This is a genomic window from Amycolatopsis sp. FBCC-B4732 (genome assembly GCF_023008405.1).
GTDB lineage: Bacteria > Actinomycetota > Actinomycetes > Mycobacteriales > Pseudonocardiaceae > Amycolatopsis > Amycolatopsis pretoriensis_A.
The window spans coordinates 4,456,468-4,476,047 of sequence record NZ_CP095376.1 but is presented as its reverse complement, the minus strand read 5'-3'; the positions used below and the strand labels follow the sequence as shown (position 1 = coordinate 4,476,047).

The window sequence follows — 19,580 nt, the reverse complement described above, 5'->3', positions numbered from 1 at the left end:
TCGGCCTCCACGGCGGCGGCGAGCCGGACCGCGCGTTGCGGCAGTTCCCGTGGCAGGACGCGGCGCCGCTCCCCGGGGCCGCCGCGGATGGGGCACGCGAACGCTGGGCGGCATCACCGGCCCGAGCGTGCCCGGCACCGATCCCGCAGCCGACGGGTTCGTCTACGCCTCAGCCTCCACGGCCGCCGCGCGCAAGGCGGCTGCCAGCCGGGCCGCGGGCTCCGGCAGCTCCCGTGGCAGGTGTGCGAGCAGCACCCGGCGCCGCTCTCCAGGCCCGCCGCGGACCGGGAGCACCCGAACCCCGGGTGGCACCGCCGGTCCCAGCGCGCCCGGTACCGTCGTGATTCCGCAGCCGGCCGCCACCAGGTGCAGCTTGGCCAGCCAGTCGCGCGCGGTGTGGGCGATCTCCGGTCGCTCGTCCAGGCCCGGCCACACGCCCAGCACCCGGTCGTCGCCCGAACCCGCGATCCAGCGGCGGCCACGCAGGTCGGCCACGTCGACGTAGCCGCGGCGGGCGAGCGGGTCGTCGGCGGGCACCGCGATGCGCAGGCTGCGCTCGGCCAGCGTGTGCACCGTCAGCGCCGGCGTTTCGGTGTCCGGTGGGCGGAACGGCGGTGCCGAGGCCAGCAGGGCGACGTCCAGCGTGCCGGCGCGCAGGGCGCGGACCAACGCCGGCGTGCCGCCCTCGCGGCTGAGCACCGTGATCGCCGGGTCGGTGCGCCGCAGGGCCGCGAGCGCGCGGGGGAGCAGGCCGGCGCCGGCGGTCGGGAACCAGCCGAGGCGGACGGTCCCCCGTTCGGCGGGCAGCCCGGCGAGCTCGCGCGCGGTCGCGTCGAGCTGGTCGACGACGCCGGTGGCGCGGCGCAGCACGATCTGCCCGGCCGCGGTGAGCCGCACGCCGTCGGGCCGGCGTTCCAGCAGCGGCACCCCCGCCGCGCGTTCCAGCGACGCGATCTGCCGCGACACCGCGGACTGCGTGTAGCCGAGCGCTGTGGCCGCGGCCGTGAGCGTGCCCCGCTCGGCGACCTCGCGGAACACCCGCAGCGCGGTCAGGGAAGCGTCGGAGAAGGCCATGCCATCTACGCATACCAGGTCTGCCGTACTTTCGCTTTCCGCATGCTCGCGGCGGTCCTAGCTTGGAGTCATGAACGCGAAAGCCGCCCTCGTCACCGGCGCCACCCAGGGCCTCGGCCTCGCCCTCGTCGAAGGGCTCGCCCAGCGGTTGTCCCCCGCGGACACCGTCTACCTCACCGGCCGCGACGCCGCGCGCGTCGGCCAAGCCGTCGAAGCCATGCCCGCCGGCGGTGCCGAAATCCGCGGCGAAGTCCTCGACGTCGCCGACCCCGAAGCGGCCGCGCGGCTCGCCCGGCGGCTGCGGGAGCGCCACGGCGGCGTCGACGTCGTGATCGGCAACGCCGTCATGCGCGTCGGCCCGGACGACGACCCGCGCGAGATCGTCGCGGAGTACGCCGAGGTCAACAACTTCGGCACCACCCGGCTGCTGCGGGCCTTCGCGCCGCTGCTGCGCGACGACGGCCGGTTCCTCGTCGTGGCCAGCTCGTTCGGCACGCTGAACCACCTCGCGCCCGCGCTGCACCCGCGGTTCACCGGACTGTCCTCTTTGGACGAATTGGACAAGCAGGTCGCCGCGTGGCGTGACGCGGTCGCCGACGGTAGCGCCCGCGGCGGCGACTGGCCGGGCTTCGTCAACATACCGTCCAAGATCGGCCAGGTCGCGGCCGTGCGCACGCTGGCCGCGCACCGGCGGGCGGCCGACCTGGACCGCGGGATCCTGCTCGCCGCCGTCTGCCCCGGGATGATGAACACCCCGACCTCCGCCCTGTGGTGGGACGTGCGGGACGCGCCCAGCCCCGCGCAGGCCGCGGCCGGGCTCCTCGACCTCGTGTTCCGGCCCGTCGATCCCGCCCACTACGGCGAGCTGGTCCGCCACGGCGAGGTCCTGCCCTGGTCACCCGTCCCGGCGGGCTGACCAGGGCGGGTGCCGCTAGAACCAGTGCAGGCAGTGCGGCGCGCGCTCGGTGCGGAAGAGGGCGTCGGCGGCCCCGGCCGCCGCCGGGTGGTGGGCCTCGACGTGGCCGGCGCGGACCAGCGTGCCGGGGGTCGTGCCGCCGAGGTAGATCGAGCCCAGGTCGCTCACGTCGAGGGAGAGGTCCGGGTCGCGGCCGGTCGTCGCGCACTCGGCCCTGCCGTCGCGGACGGTCAGCAGGTAGCGGTTCCGCTCGGCGAGGAACGGGTCGGTGACGTCGAGGACCAGCTCGCCGTCGGCGGACCAGCCGCGGGCGGTCAGCGCGCGGGGGACGTCCAGCAGCCGGACCCAGAGCCAGTCCGTGTCGTCGCCGACCTGGCCCGCGCGGAAGTCGGTGAGCTGCCAGCGCAGCGGGTGCCCGGGCGGGACGTGCTTGAGCACGACGTCGGACACCAGGTCGTGCCCGAGCAGGAAGCGGGCGAGCGCGGTGAACACGGCGTCGTCGGCGGTGATGATCTCGTCGACGGTCAAGGTGCGGGGCCCGCCGATCGCGTAGCTGGCGTAGCCGTCCGCGACCCCGCCGGCGTCGCGGTGGACGGCCACGTACCGCGGCGCCGGGGCGATCGGGGGCTTCCCCGCGCCCGAGCTCCACCAGCGCGGCGGCCGCGACAGCGCACCGGGCTGGGCGCGGCGGTAGGCGTCGTAGACCGCTTCCATCGTCTCGACGCAGTCCGCGCGCGCCAGCACCTCCACCGAGCCGGGCGCCGCCGCCGCGGTGCGGGCCCGGGGGAGGGCCAGCCCGGCCTGGTGGTGCGGCACGGTCAGCTGCTGGGTGTAGGTCGCCGGCCCGTAGCCGAACCGGCGGTAGATCACGGCTTCGGACGCCAGCAGCACGGCGAGGAACTCCCCGCGCTCGCGCAGCTCGGCGAGCTGGTGGCGCATCATCGCGCTGAGCACGCCCCGCCGCCGGTGCGTGGGCAGCACCCCGACGGCGGTCACCCCGGCCGCGGGGGCGAGGCCGCCGCCGGGCAGGGTGAGCTCGAAGGAGTACGCGCCGGCGGTGCCGACCGGTTGTCCCTCCGGCGTGACGGCCAGCAGGTTGCGGTCCATTTCGAGCGCCGACCACCAGACCCCGCCGGCCGCGCCGGGGGTTTCCGGGAAGTTCCCCAGCGCGGTGTGGAACGTGGTGACGAAGGCGTCGAGGTCCTGGCCGGTGGTCGAGCGGATCTTCATCGGGACAGTCCATCGCCGGGCCCGGGAGGGGGCAAGCGAATTACGCCGAAGAGCGGGTCCGCAGCAGGCTGGCGCCCACCGCCGTGGCGAGGATCGCGGCCACCACGCCCAGCGACAGCGCCGTCGGGATCTTCCAGACGTCCAGCAGCAGCATCTTCACGCCCACCCAGACCAGCACCAGCGCCAGCCCGATCTTGAGGTACACGAACCGGTGCATGACGTCGGCCAGCAGGAAGTACATCGCCCGCAGGCCGAGCACCGCGAAGGCGTTCGACGTGAACACGAGGAACGGCTCCTGCGTCACCGCGAAGATCGCCGGGATCGAGTCGACCGCGAAGACGACGTCGACGACCTCGATCAGGACCAGGACGGCGAGCAGCGGCGTCGCCACCCAGCGACCGCCTTCGCGCACCAGGAACCGGGCGCCGTGCCGCCGGTCCGTGGTGGGGACGATCCGGCGGAACGCGCGCAGCACGATGTTGCGTTCGTAGTCGACCTCCTGCTCGCGGTGCAGCGCCATCCGCACGCCGGTGACCACCAGGAAAGCGCCGAAGACGTACAGGATCCACGCGAAGCTCGCGATCAGCGCCGAGCCCGCCGCGATGAACACCGCGCGGAACACCAGCGCGCCGAGCACGCCGTAGAACAGGATGCGGTGCTGGTGCTCGCGCGGGACGGCGAAGTACCCGAAGATGATCGCGAACACGAAGACGTTGTCGACCGCCAGCGACTTTTCGATGACGTAGCCGGCGAAGTACTGGCCCGCGAACTCCGCGCCCCAGACCCACCAGACGACGGCGCCGAACGCCAGCCCCAGCGTGACCCAGACACCGGACCAGGCGAGGGCTTCGCGGACGCCGACCACGTGCGCGCGGCGGTGGGCGGCCAGGTCGACGGCGAGCATCGCCAGGATGACGCCGAGCACGGCGAGCCAGGCCCAGAAGGGGACGGTCATGCACACTCCTCCGGTTCGGTGACGAACCAGAGGTCTCCCCGGTCACACGTGGTGTGACGCCGGCACCGGACTGCGCACGGGCAGCCGGACTGACGATGCCGGACCGGGCGGGTACTCCCCTCCGTGCCTCCAGAATGACGAACTGCACTTCGTCTGTCAAGTTCGGACGTCTACTGTGGCCGGTATGGCTTCGTGGACGTTCCTGAGCAACCACGCGCACGTGCTGCTGTGCGTGGCCGCGGATCCCGACCGGACGCTGCACGACATCGCCACCCGGGTGGGCATCACGGAACGCGGGGTTCAGCTCATCCTCCGCGACCTGATCGAGGAGGGCTACCTCGAGCGCGAGCGGGTGGGCCGGCGCAACCACTACAAGATCCACCCGGAAGGCCGGCTGCGCCACCCGCTGGAAGCCCACCACCGGGTGGCCGACCTGGTCGCGGCGCTCGGCCTCGACGAGCCGGTCCGCTGAACCTCAACCCCCGGGCGGGCCGGTGGTTTCACCGAGCACGAGCGGGGGAGCCACCGGCTCCGGCTCGGCCGTGGGCACGCCGTCCAGCCGGCACACGGCCAGTTCCACCGCGAGCACGCCGAGTTCGCGGGCCGGGACCACCACCGCCGTGGGCCGGATCCACCCGTGGTTAGCCGTCGTGGCGGAGCAGACCGCCACGACCGACACGTCTTCCGGCACCCGCAGCCCGCGCCGCCGGAGCTCGGCCAGCAGTGGCGGGAGCACGGCTTCGTCGTGGACGACCAGTGCGGTCGGGCCGTGGTGGGTGCGCAGCTCGTCCAGGCAGCGGGGGACGTCTTCGGGTGCGCACGGCCGAGAAAGCGCTTCCAGCCGGCGGTGGGCGGCGGCCTCGAGGAAGCCCGTCAGGTAGCCGATCCGGTGCGGGGGCGCCGGGGTGAGGTGGGCGATCGAGCGGTGGCCGAGGCCCGCGAGGTGGGCGGCGCAGGCGCGGCCGGCCGGCGCGAAGTCCAGGGGGACGGCGGCCGGGCCGCGCTGCCGGCCGACCAGCACCGCCGGGCGGCCCGAGGCGAGCAGGACGGGCACGCGCGGGTCGTCGTCGCCCGCGTCCAGCACGAGCACCGCGTCGGCCAGCGCGGCCGACGTCACCCGGTGCAGGCCCGCCGTGCCCGTGTCGTCGGTGACCAGGAGCAGGTCGAAGCCGTGCGCACGGGCGGCACCGGCGGCCGCGGCGAAGAACTCCATCGCGACGCCGAGGTGGCCCTCGCCCGGCACCGGGACCGCGACCGCGAGCACGCCGGCCCGGGCCGGGACCGGGGCGGGGGAGCCGGTGCGGCGCCGGTAGCCGAGGGTCCGGATGGTCTCCTCGACCCGCCGCCGCGTCGCCGGGGAGATCGTCCGCTTGCCGGTGATCACGTACGACACCGTGCTCGCCGAGACCCCGGCCGCGTTCGCGACGTCGGTGATCGTCACCGCACCGCGGGGATTCGTCATCGTCGGTGACCTTCTCGGCTCGCATGAGTTAGCGCTAACATTGAGCGGGGACGCCGACCATAATCGCGGGGTGGACCGCCGGTCAAGCGGCGTTCGCCGGAAGGTCCCAGGCCCGCGCACTGCGACGTGGCGGCCATGCTCCACTGTGGACTGTTGACCTCGAGTTGCCGCCGAACCGCACGCCCAGCCGCTGGTTCCGGTGCTCGCCGACCGTGATGACCGCGGCGACCGCCCTGCTCGCCGACCACCACCCGGCCGCCGGCCACGGCCGCGTACTGGGGCTGGAAGGCGCCGCGATGGGGTTGATCGCCGCGGCCGGGCTCGGGTGGACGTTGGGCTACGCCGGGATCCTCGCCGCCGTGATCGCCGGCGTCATGGCCGGGACGAGGCTGCTTCGGCGCGCCGGCGCTGGGGCACGACCACGTACTTGGGGTCCTTCGTGGACTCGACGCCCGCCTCGAACACCCCGAACCGCTGCAGCGCGCTCCCCGCGAACAGCGCCGCGCCGGCGGCCACCGACACCGCGCGGCTGCGGTGGCCGACGAGCGTGCCCAGCAGGCCCGCCGCGGTCAGCCGCTCGGACCACTTCCGCAGCCGGTGCGCCTTGCCCGTGGTGTACGCCTCCGCTGTCGGGCCGAGGCGCTGTTCCAGCACCTTCGACGCCACCAGCTCGGTCACCGCGCCCATCGCGGCCAGCGCGCGGGCCGGGCCCGCTTCCTCGACCGGGACCAGCACCATCGCGAAGCCGCCGGAGCTCGCCGCCGCCGAGCCGGTGAAGACGAACGGCAGCTGCGGGTGGGCTTCGTGCCAGGCCGGGACCGCCGTCTGGGACAGCAGCACCGCCGTGTAGGACGCGACGGCGGGGGCGATGACCGCCGACGCGAGCCCGGCCGGGCGGGCCACCGCGCTCGCGAGCTTGCCCGGCCACCGCCCGGCGGGCAGCACCTCGGCGGCCGCCGCGACCCCCATCCCGGGCCCGAACGCGCTGAGGATCCACGTGCCCACGCTCATCGGGGACGTCGGTTTCGCGACGCGCAGCATGTGGTGGAACCGCTCGGGCCGGCCGAGGTCGGCGACCAGCAGGTAGACGCTGGCCAGCAGCGCCGCCATCGACCCGGTGCGGCCCACCCGGCGCAGCCGCGGCCGCCCGGTCAGGTCGGCGCCGGCGGCCAGCAGCGACGTGCCCGCCGCGAGCCCGCCGGTGAACAGGTACGCCGGCACCTTCCACTCCCACACCGGCGGTTTGAGCACCGGCCGCCCGTAGTAGGACCGGAACTCGGCGTCGGGCACCATCAGCTCTTCGCGGGAGCGGCGGGACTTGCGGGGACTCATCGGCGGCGTCCTCCGAAGGCGGCGACGGCGGCGGCGAGCAGGGCCGAGGCCGCCACCCCGGCGTACTTCCACATCGCGGGCAGTTCCCGGGTCGGCACCACGGGGTCCGGCGGCAGGCCGTAGACCTCGGGTTCGTCCAGCAGCAGGAAGAACGCGCCGGCACCGCCGACCCCGTCGGCCGGGTCGTGCCCGTAGAGCCGGGCTTCGGTGACCCCGCGTTCGTGCAGCTGCTCGACGCGGTGGGCGGCCCGCTCGCGCAGCTCGTCGAGCTCGCCGAACTGGATGGAGTCGGTCGGGCACGCCTTGGCGCACGCCGGTTCGAGGCCGTCGTGCAGCCGGTCGTAGCAGAGCGTGCACTTCTGCGCGCGCCCGTCGTCGGGCCGCCGGTCGATCACGCCGTACGGGCAGCCGGAAACGCAGTAGCCGCAGCCGTTGCAGATGTCCTGCTGCACCACGACCGTGCCGAACTCGGTGCGGAACAGCGCGCCGGTCGGGCAGACGTCGAGGCAGCCGGCGTGGGTGCAGTGCTTGCACACGTCCGACGACATCAGCCAGCGGAAGTCGGTCCGGCCGTCGGCGCCGGTCTCCGCGCCCGGCAGGTCGAACGTCGGCATGCCGAGGTCCTCGGGGGCGTTCGGCGGGGGAGCGCTGGGCGGACTCGGCTGCTCGACGAAAGCCACGTGCCGCCACGTGTTCGCGCCGAGCTCGCCGGTGTTGTCGAACGACATCCCGAGCAGGTCGAGCCCGTCTTCGGGGACGGCGTTCCACTCCTTGCACGCCACTTCGCAGGCCTTGCAGCCGATGCACACCGACGTGTCGGTGAAGAACCCGACGCGCGGCGGGTGCCCGGCGTGCCCGGCTTCCCCGGCGACGTCCGGCAGCGGGCCGGACAACCGGTCCTCGATGCTCATGTCGCGTCCTCCTCGTGGCCGGGTTCGACGTGCCGGGTCTCGTGCGCCGTCGACACCCGGGTACCCGTTTCCGGCGTGATCCCGGCGCGCTCCCGGTATTCGGCGAGGTACGCGGTGAGCGCGGCGCCGCGCGGCCGCTTGCCGGGCCGGACGTCGCAGGTGGCGACCTTGCTCTCCTGGATGAACACGTTCGGGTCCAGCACGACGCCGAACAGGTCGTTCACGACGTCGCCGGGCACCAGGCCGGCGCCGCCCCAGTGGTAGGGCATCCACACCTGGTGCACGACCCGGTCCTGCACCCGCAGCGGCCGCAGCCGGTCGGTCACGAAGACGCGCGCCTCGACGGCCGCCCGCGAGGTGACGACGTGCGCCCAGCCCAGGTGCACCAGCCCGCGCAGCTCCGCCAGCTCGGGGGAGACCTCGACGAACAGGTCCGGCTGCAGCTCCGACAGGTACGGCAGGGTCCGGCTCATCCCGCCCGCGGTGTGGTGCTCGGTCAGCCGCGCGGCGGTGAAGACGAACGGGAACACCTCGCCGTGCGCCTCGGGCGGCGACGGGTTCGACGGGTTGTCGCCGCGGCCGTAGACCTTCCGCGCCGGGTTGCCCTGCTGGGCGTAGAAGGGGTTGCGGAACGGCGACTCGTGCGGCTCGTAGTGCGTCGGCAGCGGGCCGTCGGCCAGCCCGGACGGCGCGAACAGCCACGCCTTCCCGTCGGCCTGCATGATGAACGGGTCGTCGCCGCGCAGCGCGGCCGGGCCCACCGCGCCGGGCGGTGGGACGTGGCCGGGCGGCTTGGTCTTCTCGAAGTCGGGGACGTCGTGCCCGGTCCATTCGCCGGCCTCGGCGTCCCACCACACCAGCGCCTTGCGCTCGCTCCACGGCCGGCCCTGCGGGTCCGCCGACGCGCGGTTGTAGAGCACCCGCCGGTTCAGCGGCCAGACCCAGCCCCATTCGAGCGCGGTGTGGTCCTGCTCGAACCGGGACTTGCGGCGCGCGGCCTGGTTGACGCCGTCGGCGTAGACCCCGCAGTAGATCCAGCAGCCGCTGGAGGTGGTGCCGTCGGCCTTGAGCTCGAGGTAGCCGCCGAGTTCCTCGCCGGTGGTCAAGTCCTGGCCGTTGATCCGCCGCAGCACGTCCTCGGCCGACGGCTCGTCGCCGTGCACCGCGTAGTCCCAGGCGAGGTCGAGCAGCGGCCGGTCGCGCTCGTCGGCGGACCCGGCCAGCCGTTCCCGTAGCTTGCGGCCCAGGTGGTAGAAGAACCACAGCTCCGAACGCTGGTCCCCGGCCGGTTCGACGGCCTTTTCGCGCCACTGCAGCATGCGCTGGGTCTGGGTGAAGGTCCCTTCCTTCTCGACGTGCGAGGCAGCGGGGAAGAAGAACACCTCGGTGCGGCACGTCTCCGGCGTGATCTCGCCGGTCTCGATCTCCGGAGCGTCCTTCCAGAAGGTGGCGCTCTCGATCATCGTCAGGTCGCGCACGACCAGCCAGTCGAGGTTGGCCATGCCGAGCCGCTGCAGCCGGCCGTGCGCGGACCCCACGGCCGGGTTCTGCCCGAGCAGGAAGTAGCCGGACACCTTGCCGTCGACCATGTCCATGACCGTGCGGTAGGTGCCGTGGTCACCGTTGATCCGCGGCAGGTAGCCGTAGCAGAAGTCGTTGTCCGCGGTGGCTTTTTCGCCCCAGTACTCTTTGAGCAGCGACACGGTGTAGGCGTCGGCGTTGCGCCAGAAGCCCTTCTGCTTGTCACCGGTGACGCTCTCGAGGTAATCGTCGAGCGTGCGCTGTTCGGGCGTCGGCATCGGCAGGTAGCCGGGCAGCAGGTTGAACAGCGTCGGGATGTCGGTCGAGCCCTGGATGCTGGCGTGCCCGCGCAGCGCGAACACGCCGCCGCCGGGCCGCCCGATGTTGCCCAGCAGCAGCTGGATGATCGAGCCCGCGCGGATGTACTGCGCGCCGACGCTGTGCTGGGTCCAGCCGACGCTGTAGACGAGCGCGGCGGTGCGTTCGCGGCCGGAGTTGCTCGTCCAGGCGTCGCAGACCCGCCGGAAGAGCTCCTTCGGCGTCCCGCAGGTCGCTTCGACCATTTCCGGGGTGTAGCGGGCGAAGTGGCGCTTGAGGATCTGGAACACGCACCGCGGGTGCTGCAGCGTCGGGTCGGCGGCGATCTCCTCGCTGCCGCCTTCCACCACCGGCCCGCCGGAGCCGTGCTGGTCCGGCGCCGACGTCTCCTTCCCGTGCCCGGTGTCCCGCGGCCGGATGCTCTCGTAGCGCCAGGTCGCCGGGTCGTAGGCGGCTTTGGCTTCGTCGTAGCCGCTGAAGAGGCCGTCGAGGTCTTCGGTGTCCCGGTAGTCCTCGTGCACCAGGAAGGAGGCGTTGGTGTAGGCGACGACGTACTCGCGGAAGTCCAGGTCGTTGCTCAGGATGTGGTTGATGACGCCGCCGAGGAAGGCGATGTCCGTCCCCGCCCGCAACGGCACGTGGGCGTCGGCGAGCGCGCTCGTCCGCGTGAAGCGCGGATCGATGTGCAGCACCTGGGCACCGCGGGCTTTCGCTTCCATCACCCACTGGAACCCCACCGGGTGCGCCTCGGCCATGTTCGAGCCCATGATGACGACGCAGTCGGCGTTCTGCAGGTTCTGCTGGTAGTCCGTCGCGCCACCGCGACCGAAGGAAGTCCCCAGACCGGGAACGGTGGCGGAGTGTCAAATACGCGCCTGGTTTTCGATCTGGATCGCGCCGAGTGCGGTGAAGAGCTTCTTGATCAGGTAGTTCTCTTCGTTGTCGAGGGTGGCGCCGCCGAGACTGGCGATGCCCATGGTCCGCCGCAGCGGCGCCCCGTGTTCGTCGGTGTCCTGCCAGCCCTTGCGCCGGGCATCGAGCACCCGGTCGGCGACCATGTCGAGCGCGGTGTCGAGGTCGAGATCGGTCCACTCGGTGGCGTAGGGCGCGCGGTATCGGACCTTTTGTTCCCGCTGCGGCCCGGTGACCAGCTGCTTGCTGGCCGACCCCTTCGGGCAGAGCCGCCCCCGCGAGATGGGGCTGTCGGGGTCGCCTTCGATCTGGACGACTTTTTCGTCCTTGACGAAGACCTGTTGCCCGCACCCGACGGCGCAGTAGGGACAGACGGACTTGGCCACCCGATCGGCGTTCGCGGTGCGCGGGGCGAGCGCTTCGGACCGCGCGGACTCGGCGGCCTTGCCCCGGCCGAGCGGATCGGTGCCGGTGAGCTGGCGGTACACGGGCCAGGATTCGAGCCATTGCCGTGGTCCCATGTCACCTCCCTGGCCGTGCGCTGCGCGCGGTTTACCCGGCGCCTGCCGAGCGTAAACCGGCTCGGCCGGGTCGGCGACCGGACCGATGCCGCGAATGACGTCGGTGGTCCTGAATGAGTCATTCGCGACGTTTGTTCGAGCCGGGAACGCCGCTTTCGCGCGGAGTGCGGGGGCGGGGCTCGACGGCCGCGGAGCCCGTGTGGGTGGGCACTCGCTCAGGTCCGGGTCGGCGAGGCCGCGACCGGCCGCCGCGCGGATTGCCGGTGTGGGCGACACGCTGCGCCGAGGCCGGATGTCGGGGTCGGCCGCCGCGTGAATTGCTCGCGCTGGGCAATGCGCCTCGCTCAGGTCGAGAACCGCTACACACCGACTGCGGCCGGCCCTGCGCGGATTGCTCGCGACGGTTTGGCTGGCGTGGGCAAGACGCCTTGCCGTGTTCAGGATCGGCGAGGGCCGGGGGCGTGCGACCGCAGCCGATAGCCGCGCGGATTGCTCGTGTGGGCGACACGCTGCGCCGAGGCCGGATGTCGGGGTCGGCCGCCGCGTGAATTGCTCGCGCTGGGCAATGCGCCTCGCTCAGGTCGAGAACCGCTACACACCGACTGCGGCCGGCCCTGCGCGGATTGCTCGCGACGGTTTGGCTGGCGTGGGCAAGACGCCTTGCCGTGTTCAGGATCGGCGAGGGCCGGGGGCGTGCGACCGCAGCCGATAGCCGCGCGGATTGCTCGTGTGGGCGACACGCTGCGCCGAGGCCGGATGTCGGGGTCGGCCGCCGCGTGAATTGCTCGCGCTGGGCAATGCGCCTCGCTCAGGTCGAGAACCGCTACACACCGACTGCGGCCGGCCCTGCGCGGATTGCTCGCGTTGTAGACGCACCTCGCGCAGGTCGGGATCGGCGACGACACACGCATCAAGGGGCCGCGGACCGCGGCCGCGACGGTTTGGCTGGCGTGGGCAAGACGCCTTGCCGAGTTCAGGATCAGCGAAGGCCGGGGGCGTGCGACCGCGGCCGACCGCCGCGCGAACACCTCGCGCTCCCCACACACCTCGCTCAAGTCGAGAACGGCGACGAGGCCCCCTCCGCCCGGGTCCGTCCCCGCCGTCCAGCCACGGCCAGCGGCTGCGCGACGTCCTCCAGCGACTTCCCCTCCGCATCCACCGCCAGGAACCGCGCGATCACCCCGCCGGCCACCATCACCGCGGCGCCCAGCAGGTACCCGATGAACAACCGGACCGGATGGTCGCCGGCACCGATGAGCGCGCCGTAAATGACCGGGCCCAAGGCGCCGAAACACTGCGCGATCGCGAAGAACACCGTGATCGCCTTCGAACGGACCTCCAGGGGAAAGATCTCGCTCACCGTCAAATACCCCGCGCTCGCGCCGGCCGAGGCGAAGAAGAAGATCACGCACCACGCGATCGTCTGCGTGATCGCGTTCAACGCCCCCGCGTAGAACAGCACCGCCGTCACGGCCAGCAGTACGCCCGACACGACGTACGTCCCCGAGATCATCCGGCGCCGGCCGAGGGTGTCGAACAGGTGGCCGATCGTGAACGGGCCGACCAGGTTGCCCACCGCGAACGCGATCAGGTAAATCGGCGTGGCCGCCGAGGACACGCCGTAGAACTTGCCCAGCACCAGGGTGTAGGTGAAGAAGATCGCGTTGTACAGGAACGACTGGCTGATCATCAGCGACGCGCCCAGCACCGCCCGGGACGGGTACTCGCGGAACAGCACCCTGTCCAGCGCCACGTAGCCGATCTGCTCGGCCGGCGTCACCTCGATCGCCCTCTTCTCGTCGACCGGCGGCAGGTCCTTGCCCGCGTGCTCGACCTCGTGCTCGATCTGCGCGATCGACTCCTCCGCGGCCTCGGCCCGGCCGTGCATGATCTGCCAGCGCGGGCTTTCCGGCAGGTGGCGGCGCACCAGCAGGATCACCAGCCCGAGCACCGGGCCGATCAGGAAGCCGAGCCGCCAGCCGAGGGACAGGTCCACCTGGTTGAGCAGGCTGTACGTGCCGACCGTCCCGAGCACGGCGCCGGCCCAGTACGTCCCGTTGACGGCGATGTCGACCCGGCCCCGGTAGCGGGCCGGGATCAGTTCGTCGATGGCGGAGTTGATCGCCGCGTACTCGCCGCCGATCCCCATGCCGGCGACGAACCGGGTGGCGTACAGGAAGACCACCCAGCCCGCGCCGTTGCCGAGGGTCAGCGCGGTCAGGCCGCTGCCGACCAGGTAGACGGCGAGGGTGAGCATGAACAGGTTCCGGCGGCCCAGCTTGTCGGAAAGACTGCCGAAGAACAGCGCCCCGACCACCTCGCCGGCCAGGTAGATCGTCGCCAGGAGCCCGACCGCCGTCGACGACATGTGCAGCGTCTCGGGACTCGTCAGCGTGTCGGCGACCGCGCCGGCCACCGTGATCTCGAGGCCGTCGAGGATCCACGCCACCCCGAGCGCGACGACCATCCGGGTGTGGAACCGCGACCAGGGCAGCCGGTCGATCCGCGCCGGGATCAACGTCCGCACCCCGGACGACCTCCTCGAGAGCCGGCCCGCGGCAGGTCTTCCCCGGGCCGGCCCCCACCGAAACACGGTGTCTCAGAGGCCGTACGTCTTCCCGATGACGTCCCGCTGGATCTCGCTCGTCCCGCCGTACACCGTGGACACGACGGTGGACCGGACCAGGCGTTCCATCCCGTACTCCGTGGCGTAGCCGTAGCCGCCGAGCATCTGCATGCCGTCGAGGGCCATCGCCTTCGCGAACTCCGTCGCCTTGAGCTTCGCCATCGACGCCTCCCGCGGCAGCGGCTCCCCGCCCGAGGCGTCGATCTTGCGGGCGACGTCGTGGACCAGCAGGCGGGTGCACTCCAGTTCCGTCGCGTGGTCGGCGAGGCGGTGCCGCAACGCCTGGAACGACCCGACCGGCCGGCCGAACTGACGGCGTTCGCGCACGTACGAAACGGTGTCCTCGAACGCGCGGCGCGCGGTGCCGAGCATCAGCGCGGCCAGGATCATCCGCTCGAGGTTCAGCCCCGCCATCAGCTGCCGCCAGCCCTGGCCCACCTCGCCGACCACCGCGTCGCCGGGCAGCGCGCACCCGGTGAAGTACAGGTCGTTGACCTCGCGGCCGCCCATCGTGTCGATGCCGTGGATCGCCAGGCCGTCGACGCCGGCCGGGACGGAGAACATCGTCAGCCCGTCGTGCTTGCCGCCGTCGGCCGAGGTGCGCGCGACCAGCAGGATGTGCCGGGCCAGGTGGGCGTTGGAGCACCACGTCTTCTGGCCGTCGACGACCCAGCCGCCGTCCTGCCGGGCGGCCTTGCACGTCAGCGCGCCGACGTCGGAGCCCGCGCCGGGTTCGGACATCGAGACGGCCAGCACCTCGCCCCGCAGGAAGTCGCCCAGCACCTCCCGCTTGCGCTCTTCGCTCGCGAACTTCGCGTACGACGCGGCCGTGATCACCGACGTGGCGAACCCGCCGATCGGCGCCTGCCGGTAGGCGATCGTTTCGAGGAACAGCACCAGGTCCAGCATCCCCTGGCCGGCGCCGCCGTACTCCTGCGGGACGTTGATGCCGAGCCAGCCCAGCGCGGCCATCTTGCGGTAGAGCGCGTCGTCGTGCGCGGTGTCGCGGGCGCCCACCTCGCGCCGGCAGAAGTCGTCGACGGCGGAGACGAAGTCGCGCTGTTCGGTGGTCAAGTCCACGAAGGCTCCCGGCGGCCGGAGATACAAGATTACTTCCTACGTATCTTTATATCTCCGAGCGCCGGAACTCAAGCCTCGAGCATCGGCACGAGGTAGCGCCGGGCCAGCGCCGCGAGCTGCTCGTCGTCGTCGAGGTCGACGACGCGGCTGGGGATGGCGAGGAAGGAGGCGGACACGCGGACCATCAGCTCGGCCACGACCTCGACGTCGAGCCCGGCGGCCACCGTGCCGGCGTGCTGCTCCCGCCGCAGCTGACCGGCGACGAACTCCCGCACGGTGGCCAGCGTCCGGCCGGCGTCGGTGATCATGGACGACGCCAGCATGCCTGGTTCGGCCGCGATCAGCCCGCCGATCAGCGGGTTGCCGCGGATCGCGCGCAGCGAGCTCACGAAGCCGAGCACGACCCGGTCGGCGACGGTCTCGGCCTGCTTGATCTCGGTCAGGAAGCGGTCGAAGTAGCGGCGGTACTCGCGGCGCACGACGTGCTCGACGAGCGTGTCCTTCGTGGCGAACCGCCGGTAGACGGTGATGCGGGACAGCCCGGCGCGCTTGGCGACGTCCTCCATCGTGGAGCGCTGGACGCCCATCCGGCAGAACTGCTCGAAGGCGGCGTCGAGCACGCGGACGCGGACCTCGTCGGCGTCGTCGACCCGCTGGAGCGCGTCGACGTAGGCGCGCTCCAGCAGCGATTCCGCGCCGGGTGCGGACGTGAACGGCGATACCGCGGGTTCCGAAGCCACCTCCCGATCCTGCCACTCCGGGGCTTGTGACCTCGGGAAGGCCGTGGTCTGATACAAGGAGGCAAGTCGCGTATCAGAGTATCATCGTCGATCTCGGCTCCGGAGGAGTAGCGATGGCCAAGGACGAAGTCAGCCGGCGGCTCGCGATGAAACGCGGGGGGACGCTGGGCATCCTGGGCGCGGTGACGGTGGCGTCGCCGTCGTTGTGGACGTGGCCGGCGGAGGCGTCGGTCGCCGGCACCGGGGCGGGCGCGGATCCCCGGTGGGTGTGGGACACCGAAGCCGACCCGCTGCTCGCCGCCGTCATCGACCGCGGTGACGTGCCGCGCGTCAACGAACTGCTGCGGACCTGGCGGAAGAACGGCCAGCCGCTGCCCGACGGCCTCCCCGCGGACGTGCGGGACTTCGTCGAGCGGGCCCGGCGGCTGCCGGCCTGGGCCGACTCGGGCAAGCTCGCGAATTCGTTCCGGTTCACCGAAAAGCGCGGGCTCTACCTCGGGCTGCTCTACGGCCTCGCGAGCGGGATGGTCAGCACGGTGATCCCGCACGAAGCCCGCGCGGTCTACCACTCCAAGGGCGGCGCGGCCATGAAGGACCGCATCTCCAAGACCGCCAAGCTCGGTTACGACGTCATGACCCGCAACGCTTTCGACGCCGACGGCGAGATGATCGTGACGTGCGTCAAGACGCGCCTGGTGCACGCCGCCGTGCGCCACCTCCTGCCGCAGTCCCCGCAGTGGCAGCAGGGATCCGACCAGACGATCCCGATCAGCCAGCGGGACATGATGGTCACCTGGCACAGCCTGCCCACCACCGTCATGAAGAAGCTGACGTCGTGGGAGGTACCGATCCCGCGGGCGGAGTCCGAGGGGTTCCTGCACTCCTGGCAGCTCACCGCGCACCTGCTCGGCATCGAGGACGAGTACATCCCGGCGTCCTGGGCCGAGGCCGACGCCCAGGCCGATCAGGTGCTGACGCCGGTGCTCGCGCCGACCGACGAGGGCATCGAGCTGGCCGGCATCCTGCTCGGCCTCGGCTCGTCGGTCGACGGCGGCATCCTCAGCACGCACGTCCTCGGCGCGATGACCCGGTTCATGCTCGGCGATCAGATCGCCGGTTGGCTGCGCATCCCGCGCGAGCCGGTCTGGGACCCGCTGCTGCGCACCGCGTGGGGCCCGTTCATCGCCGTCCGGGAAGGACTGCTGCCGTTCCCGCTGGCCCCGGCGGCCTACTGGACCTTCGACGAGTTCCTCCGCCAGGCGGCGCTGCTGTTCCTCTCGGAGGCCCGGCCGATCAGCATCGAGATCCCGACGGGCAACCGGCCGTCGTGACGCTCAGCGCACGAGCTTCGCGTACACGATGACGTTGTCGAGGTAGTTGCGGCTCGCCGCGTCGTAGCGGCCGCCGCAGGTGATGAGGCGTAGCTCCGGGTCGGTCGTGTCGCCGTAGACGGCCTCGGTCGGGAACTCCTTCTTGGCGATCTGCTCGACCTTCGTCACCGTGAAGGTCAGTCGTCCGCCGTCTTCCCGGTCGACGTGCACCTCTTCGCCCGGCTTGAGTTCGTGCAGCCGCCAGAAGATGCCCTTCCGGTGGCCGCCGTCGATGTGCCCGAGGATGACCGCCGGCCCGGCCTCGCCCGGCGTGGGGCCGTATTCGTACCAGCCGGCCTGCAGCGGCTGGTCGACCGGCGGCACCTCGACGGTCCGGTCCGGGTTGAGCCCGAGCGACACCAGCGACGACTTCGCGCCGATGGCCGGCACGTCGAGCGCGGTCGGCAGCGACCGCACGACCGTGGTGGCGGGGGCCGCGGCCGGGGGAGCGGCGGGGGTCGCCTGGGCCCCGCATCCCGCCAGCAGCACGGATAGGAGGCCGATCAGCAGGGCGCGGCGGGGCATCGGCTCAGCCCTCCGCGGCGAGGCTGCCGTCACCGGTCTGCGGGGCACCGGCGGGCACGACGACGACCTGCCCCGGCCGCGGCGGCGCCTGGGGCGCGTGCTCCTTCGACGGGCCGCAGGTGACCGACGCGAGCTTGATGTCGCCGCTGCCGAGCTTCTTCGCGTCGCCGTCGAGGAGCTTGACGTGCAGCGCGGTGACTTCGAGGCTGCCGTCGTAGCGCTGGAGCTGCTCGTTGACGATCACCTCGGCCACGCCGGGGATCCCGAGCCGCTGGTTCGGCCCGGTGGTGGCGGGCAGCGTGCCGAGCCGCCCGAGGTTTACCCCGGCGAGGTCGCTGCTGCCGGTGACGTGCCCGTCGGCGGACGCGCACCGCGCGCTGATCAGCCGGATCGACGGCACCCGCCCGGCGACCGGCGCGAGCAGCGGCAGGGTCGCCTCGGCGACGCTCGCCTTCGCGGCCACGGTCCCGGCGCCGTCCACGACGGAGCTGCTGATCGCCTTCGCCGTGACGAGGCCCTTGAGCGGAACGTCGGCGACGCTCGCCGAAGCCGGACCGGTGCTGCTCGACGCGGCGAGCTGCCCGGTTTCGACGGTGATCCCCTTGCTGTCGGTGAGCACGCCGGGCAGCACGGAAACCGTGGCGGAGGCCCCGAAAGCGGACCCGGCGACGGCGTCGTCGGCGTCGGAAACACCGGCGGAGGCGGCGAGGAGGGCAGCCGTCACCCCGGCCAGGCTCCCGGCTCGGAGCAGGGTGGTGCGCATGAAGAAATCCTTTCACCGCAACGGAAAACGTGGGGACGCGGCACCGGTCGGAGTTCGGTCCGCGGGGGAAGCCCGGCCACGCTATCAAAATCGCTACATGGGGCAAGGATTTCGTCGAGTGCTGGCAGTCGCGCCAATGCGCGAAAAGTGATCACCGGCTGCGCGGCCACCTTGTCGTGGTGGATTTCTCCGGAGGTATTTCCCGGTTTGTGGACGGGCGGTAGCGCGCATTGCGACATTCGAGGCGATGCACGACGGGATTCGACACGGATGAGTGATTACCTGGACGAGTGCTCGCGGGTACGGAGAGTGATGTGACCGCCACGATCCCGGCGCCGGGCGCGGAACGGAGTTCCACGGCGGCGGCGCAGGACGTGCACGTGGTGCCGTCGGCGCTGAGTACTGCTGCCGCCGGCCCACAGCACCGCACCGTGGCGGTGGCGGCCGGCCTGACGCGGGGGCCAAGTGCCGGCCTGGGAACGGCCGCCGGTCCAGCGCACAGCGTCGCCGGGACCCAGCCGGATCGACGGCCGGCGGGTCGTGGACCCGCCGGCCGGGGCGTCACACGAGCGACGCGGTCAGCCCGCCGTCGAGGACGTAGTGGCTGCCGGTGATCCAGGTCGCGCGGTCGGAGGCGAGGAACGCCGCCACCTCCGCGATGTCCTGCGGGGTGCCGAGCCGGCCCTGCTTCGCCGCGACGAGGTCGCGGAAGGGGACCTGGGTCGCGGCCTCGAAGTCGGGGACGAGCCGCTCGACCATCGCGGTGTCGGCGAAGCCCGGGCAGACCGCGTTGACCCGGATGCCCGCCGGGCGCATCTCCACCGCGGCCACGCGCGTGAGCTGGATGACCGCCGCCTTCGTCGCGCAGTAGGACCCGAGCAGCGGGCTGCCGCCGATGCCGGCGATCGACGCGATGTTGACGATGTTCCCCTTCGACTCCACCAGGTGCGGGGTCGCCGCCTTCATCGCCACGAACGTGCCGCGCACGTTGACCGCGAAGATCTTGTCGAAGCTCTCCGTCGACTGCTGCAGCAGCGGCGACGACACCTCGATCCCGGCGTTGTTGACGAGGACGTCGAGGCCGCCGAGGAGGTCGACCGCCTGCTGGATGGCCGACTGGACCTGGCCCTCGTCCGTGACGTCGCAGTTCGCGACGCCGGCGGCGCCGATCTCCTCGGCCGCCTGCTTGGCCGCGTCCGCATCTCGGTCGCTGACCACGACCTTCGCGCCGCGTTCGGTGAACAGCGCCGCGATCGCCTTGCCGATGCCGGCGCCGGAGCCGGTCACGAAGACGCGCTTTCCCTCGAGTTCGGACATGCTGGTT

The 19,580-nt window shown here is 72.3% G+C and carries 16 protein-coding genes; 3 read left to right on the top strand and 13 right to left on the bottom strand.

Annotated features, from left to right (window positions below):
• Positions 1 to 162 precede the first annotated feature (162 nt).
• Positions 163 to 1,074, bottom strand: a complete 912-nt coding sequence (locus MUY14_RS19560) for a LysR family transcriptional regulator (RefSeq protein ID WP_247024449.1) — start codon at positions 1,072 to 1,074, stop codon at positions 163 to 165.
• Between the two features lie 70 nt (positions 1,075 to 1,144).
• Here MUY14_RS19560 and MUY14_RS19555 point away from each other — a divergent pair, with 70 nt between their 5' ends.
• Entirely contained in the window at positions 1,145 to 1,990 is an 846-nt protein-coding gene (locus MUY14_RS19555) for an SDR family NAD(P)-dependent oxidoreductase (protein ID WP_247024448.1), read from the top strand.
• A 15-nt stretch (positions 1,991 to 2,005) separates the two neighbouring features.
• Here the strand turns inward: MUY14_RS19555 and MUY14_RS19550 are convergent, their stop codons facing one another.
• Complete coding sequence (locus tag MUY14_RS19550; protein WP_247024447.1) at positions 2,006 to 3,220, bottom strand: GNAT family N-acetyltransferase; 1,215 nt, start codon at positions 3,218 to 3,220, stop codon at positions 2,006 to 2,008.
• Between the two features lie 40 nt (positions 3,221 to 3,260).
• Positions 3,261 to 4,175 carry a TerC family protein gene (locus tag MUY14_RS19545; RefSeq protein ID WP_247024446.1) on the bottom strand — a complete coding sequence of 305 codons (915 nt, stop codon included), beginning with the start codon at positions 4,173 to 4,175 and terminating at the stop codon, positions 3,261 to 3,263.
• 184 nt (positions 4,176 to 4,359) lie between these two features.
• On the opposite strand from MUY14_RS19545, the gene MUY14_RS19540 reads away from it, so the two are divergent.
• Positions 4,360 to 4,647, top strand: coding sequence for a winged helix-turn-helix domain-containing protein (locus MUY14_RS19540; RefSeq protein WP_247024445.1), 288 nt, complete (start codon positions 4,360 to 4,362; stop codon positions 4,645 to 4,647).
• Positions 4,648 to 4,650: 3 nt separating this feature from the next.
• Here MUY14_RS19540 and MUY14_RS19535 read toward each other — a convergent pair whose 3' ends face one another.
• The 7 genes from MUY14_RS19535 to MUY14_RS19505 form a co-directional block, all read right to left on the bottom strand.
• A complete protein-coding gene (locus MUY14_RS19535; RefSeq protein ID WP_247024444.1) occupies positions 4,651 to 5,637 on the bottom strand; it encodes a LacI family DNA-binding transcriptional regulator in 987 nt (328 codons plus the stop codon).
• A gap of 372 nt (positions 5,638 to 6,009) precedes the next feature.
• Positions 6,010 to 6,969 (bottom strand): NrfD/PsrC family molybdoenzyme membrane anchor subunit, encoded by a 960-nt coding sequence (nrfD, locus tag MUY14_RS19530; RefSeq protein WP_247024443.1) that lies wholly within the window; start codon positions 6,967 to 6,969, stop codon positions 6,010 to 6,012.
• Positions 6,966 to 7,880, bottom strand: coding sequence for a 4Fe-4S dicluster domain-containing protein (locus tag MUY14_RS19525; RefSeq protein WP_247024442.1), 915 nt, complete (start codon positions 7,878 to 7,880; stop codon positions 6,966 to 6,968). Before MUY14_RS19525 ends, nrfD begins: the two co-directional genes overlap by 4 nt.
• The gene (gene fdh, locus MUY14_RS19520; RefSeq protein WP_247024441.1) at positions 7,877 to 11,152 is read right to left on the bottom strand and encodes a formate dehydrogenase; all 3,276 of its coding nucleotides are present in this window, start codon (positions 11,150 to 11,152) and stop codon (positions 7,877 to 7,879) included. Before fdh ends, MUY14_RS19525 begins: the two co-directional genes overlap by 4 nt.
• A gap of 1,051 nt (positions 11,153 to 12,203) precedes the next feature.
• On the bottom strand, positions 12,204 to 13,619 hold the full coding sequence (locus tag MUY14_RS19515; protein ID WP_315863289.1) for an MFS transporter: 1,416 nt from the start codon (positions 13,617 to 13,619) through the stop codon (positions 12,204 to 12,206).
• 132 nt (positions 13,620 to 13,751) lie between these two features.
• Positions 13,752 to 14,858 carry an acyl-CoA dehydrogenase family protein gene (locus MUY14_RS19510; protein ID WP_247024439.1) on the bottom strand — a complete coding sequence of 369 codons (1,107 nt, stop codon included), beginning with the start codon at positions 14,856 to 14,858 and terminating at the stop codon, positions 13,752 to 13,754.
• A 68-nt stretch (positions 14,859 to 14,926) separates the two neighbouring features.
• Positions 14,927 to 15,598 carry a TetR/AcrR family transcriptional regulator gene (locus MUY14_RS19505; protein WP_247024438.1) on the bottom strand — a complete coding sequence of 224 codons (672 nt, stop codon included), beginning with the start codon at positions 15,596 to 15,598 and terminating at the stop codon, positions 14,927 to 14,929.
• A 113-nt stretch (positions 15,599 to 15,711) separates the two neighbouring features.
• On the opposite strand from MUY14_RS19505, the gene MUY14_RS19500 reads away from it, so the two are divergent.
• Positions 15,712 to 16,929, top strand: coding sequence for an oxygenase MpaB family protein (locus MUY14_RS19500; protein ID WP_247024437.1), 1,218 nt, complete (start codon positions 15,712 to 15,714; stop codon positions 16,927 to 16,929).
• 3 nt (positions 16,930 to 16,932) lie between these two features.
• Here MUY14_RS19500 and MUY14_RS19495 read toward each other — a convergent pair whose 3' ends face one another.
• The 3 genes from MUY14_RS19495 to MUY14_RS19485 form a co-directional block, all read right to left on the bottom strand.
• Positions 16,933 to 17,493 (bottom strand): class F sortase, encoded by a 561-nt coding sequence (locus MUY14_RS19495; RefSeq protein WP_247024436.1) that lies wholly within the window; start codon positions 17,491 to 17,493, stop codon positions 16,933 to 16,935.
• Between the two features lie 4 nt (positions 17,494 to 17,497).
• Positions 17,498 to 18,256 carry a choice-of-anchor P family protein gene (locus MUY14_RS19490; RefSeq protein WP_247024435.1) on the bottom strand — a complete coding sequence of 253 codons (759 nt, stop codon included), beginning with the start codon at positions 18,254 to 18,256 and terminating at the stop codon, positions 17,498 to 17,500.
• Between the two features lie 561 nt (positions 18,257 to 18,817).
• Positions 18,818 to 19,573 (bottom strand): SDR family NAD(P)-dependent oxidoreductase, encoded by a 756-nt coding sequence (locus MUY14_RS19485; protein ID WP_247024434.1) that lies wholly within the window; start codon positions 19,571 to 19,573, stop codon positions 18,818 to 18,820.
• Between the last annotated feature and the right edge of the window lie 7 nt (positions 19,574 to 19,580).

Excerpts from the sequence above, each read along its gene's own strand:
- nrfD (WP_247024443.1), bottom strand. The coding sequence starts at position 6,969 with ATGAGTCCCCGCAAGTCCCGCCGCTCCCGCGAAGAGCTGATGGTGCCC.
- MUY14_RS19515 (WP_315863289.1), bottom strand. The coding sequence starts at position 13,619 with ATGGTCGTCGCGCTCGGGGTGGCGTGGATCCTCGACGGCCTCGAGATC.
- MUY14_RS19495 (WP_247024436.1), bottom strand. The coding sequence starts at position 17,493 with ATGCCCCGCCGCGCCCTGCTGATCGGCCTCCTATCCGTGCTGCTGGCG.
- MUY14_RS19540 (WP_247024445.1), top strand. The coding sequence starts at position 4,360 with ATGGCTTCGTGGACGTTCCTGAGCAACCACGCGCACGTGCTGCTGTGC.
- MUY14_RS19560 (WP_247024449.1), bottom strand. The coding sequence starts at position 1,074 with ATGGCCTTCTCCGACGCTTCCCTGACCGCGCTGCGGGTGTTCCGCGAG.
- MUY14_RS19555 (WP_247024448.1), top strand. The coding sequence starts at position 1,145 with ATGAACGCGAAAGCCGCCCTCGTCACCGGCGCCACCCAGGGCCTCGGC.
- MUY14_RS19485 (WP_247024434.1), bottom strand. The coding sequence starts at position 19,573 with ATGTCCGAACTCGAGGGAAAGCGCGTCTTCGTGACCGGCTCCGGCGCC.
- MUY14_RS19490 (WP_247024435.1), bottom strand. The coding sequence starts at position 18,256 with ATGCGCACCACCCTGCTCCGAGCCGGGAGCCTGGCCGGGGTGACGGCT.
- MUY14_RS19545 (WP_247024446.1), bottom strand. The coding sequence starts at position 4,175 with ATGACCGTCCCCTTCTGGGCCTGGCTCGCCGTGCTCGGCGTCATCCTG.
- MUY14_RS19500 (WP_247024437.1), top strand. The coding sequence starts at position 15,712 with ATGGCCAAGGACGAAGTCAGCCGGCGGCTCGCGATGAAACGCGGGGGG.
- MUY14_RS19525 (WP_247024442.1), bottom strand. The coding sequence starts at position 7,880 with ATGAGCATCGAGGACCGGTTGTCCGGCCCGCTGCCGGACGTCGCCGGG.
- MUY14_RS19535 (WP_247024444.1), bottom strand. The coding sequence starts at position 5,637 with ATGACGAATCCCCGCGGTGCGGTGACGATCACCGACGTCGCGAACGCG.
- MUY14_RS19550 (WP_247024447.1), bottom strand. The coding sequence starts at position 3,220 with ATGAAGATCCGCTCGACCACCGGCCAGGACCTCGACGCCTTCGTCACC.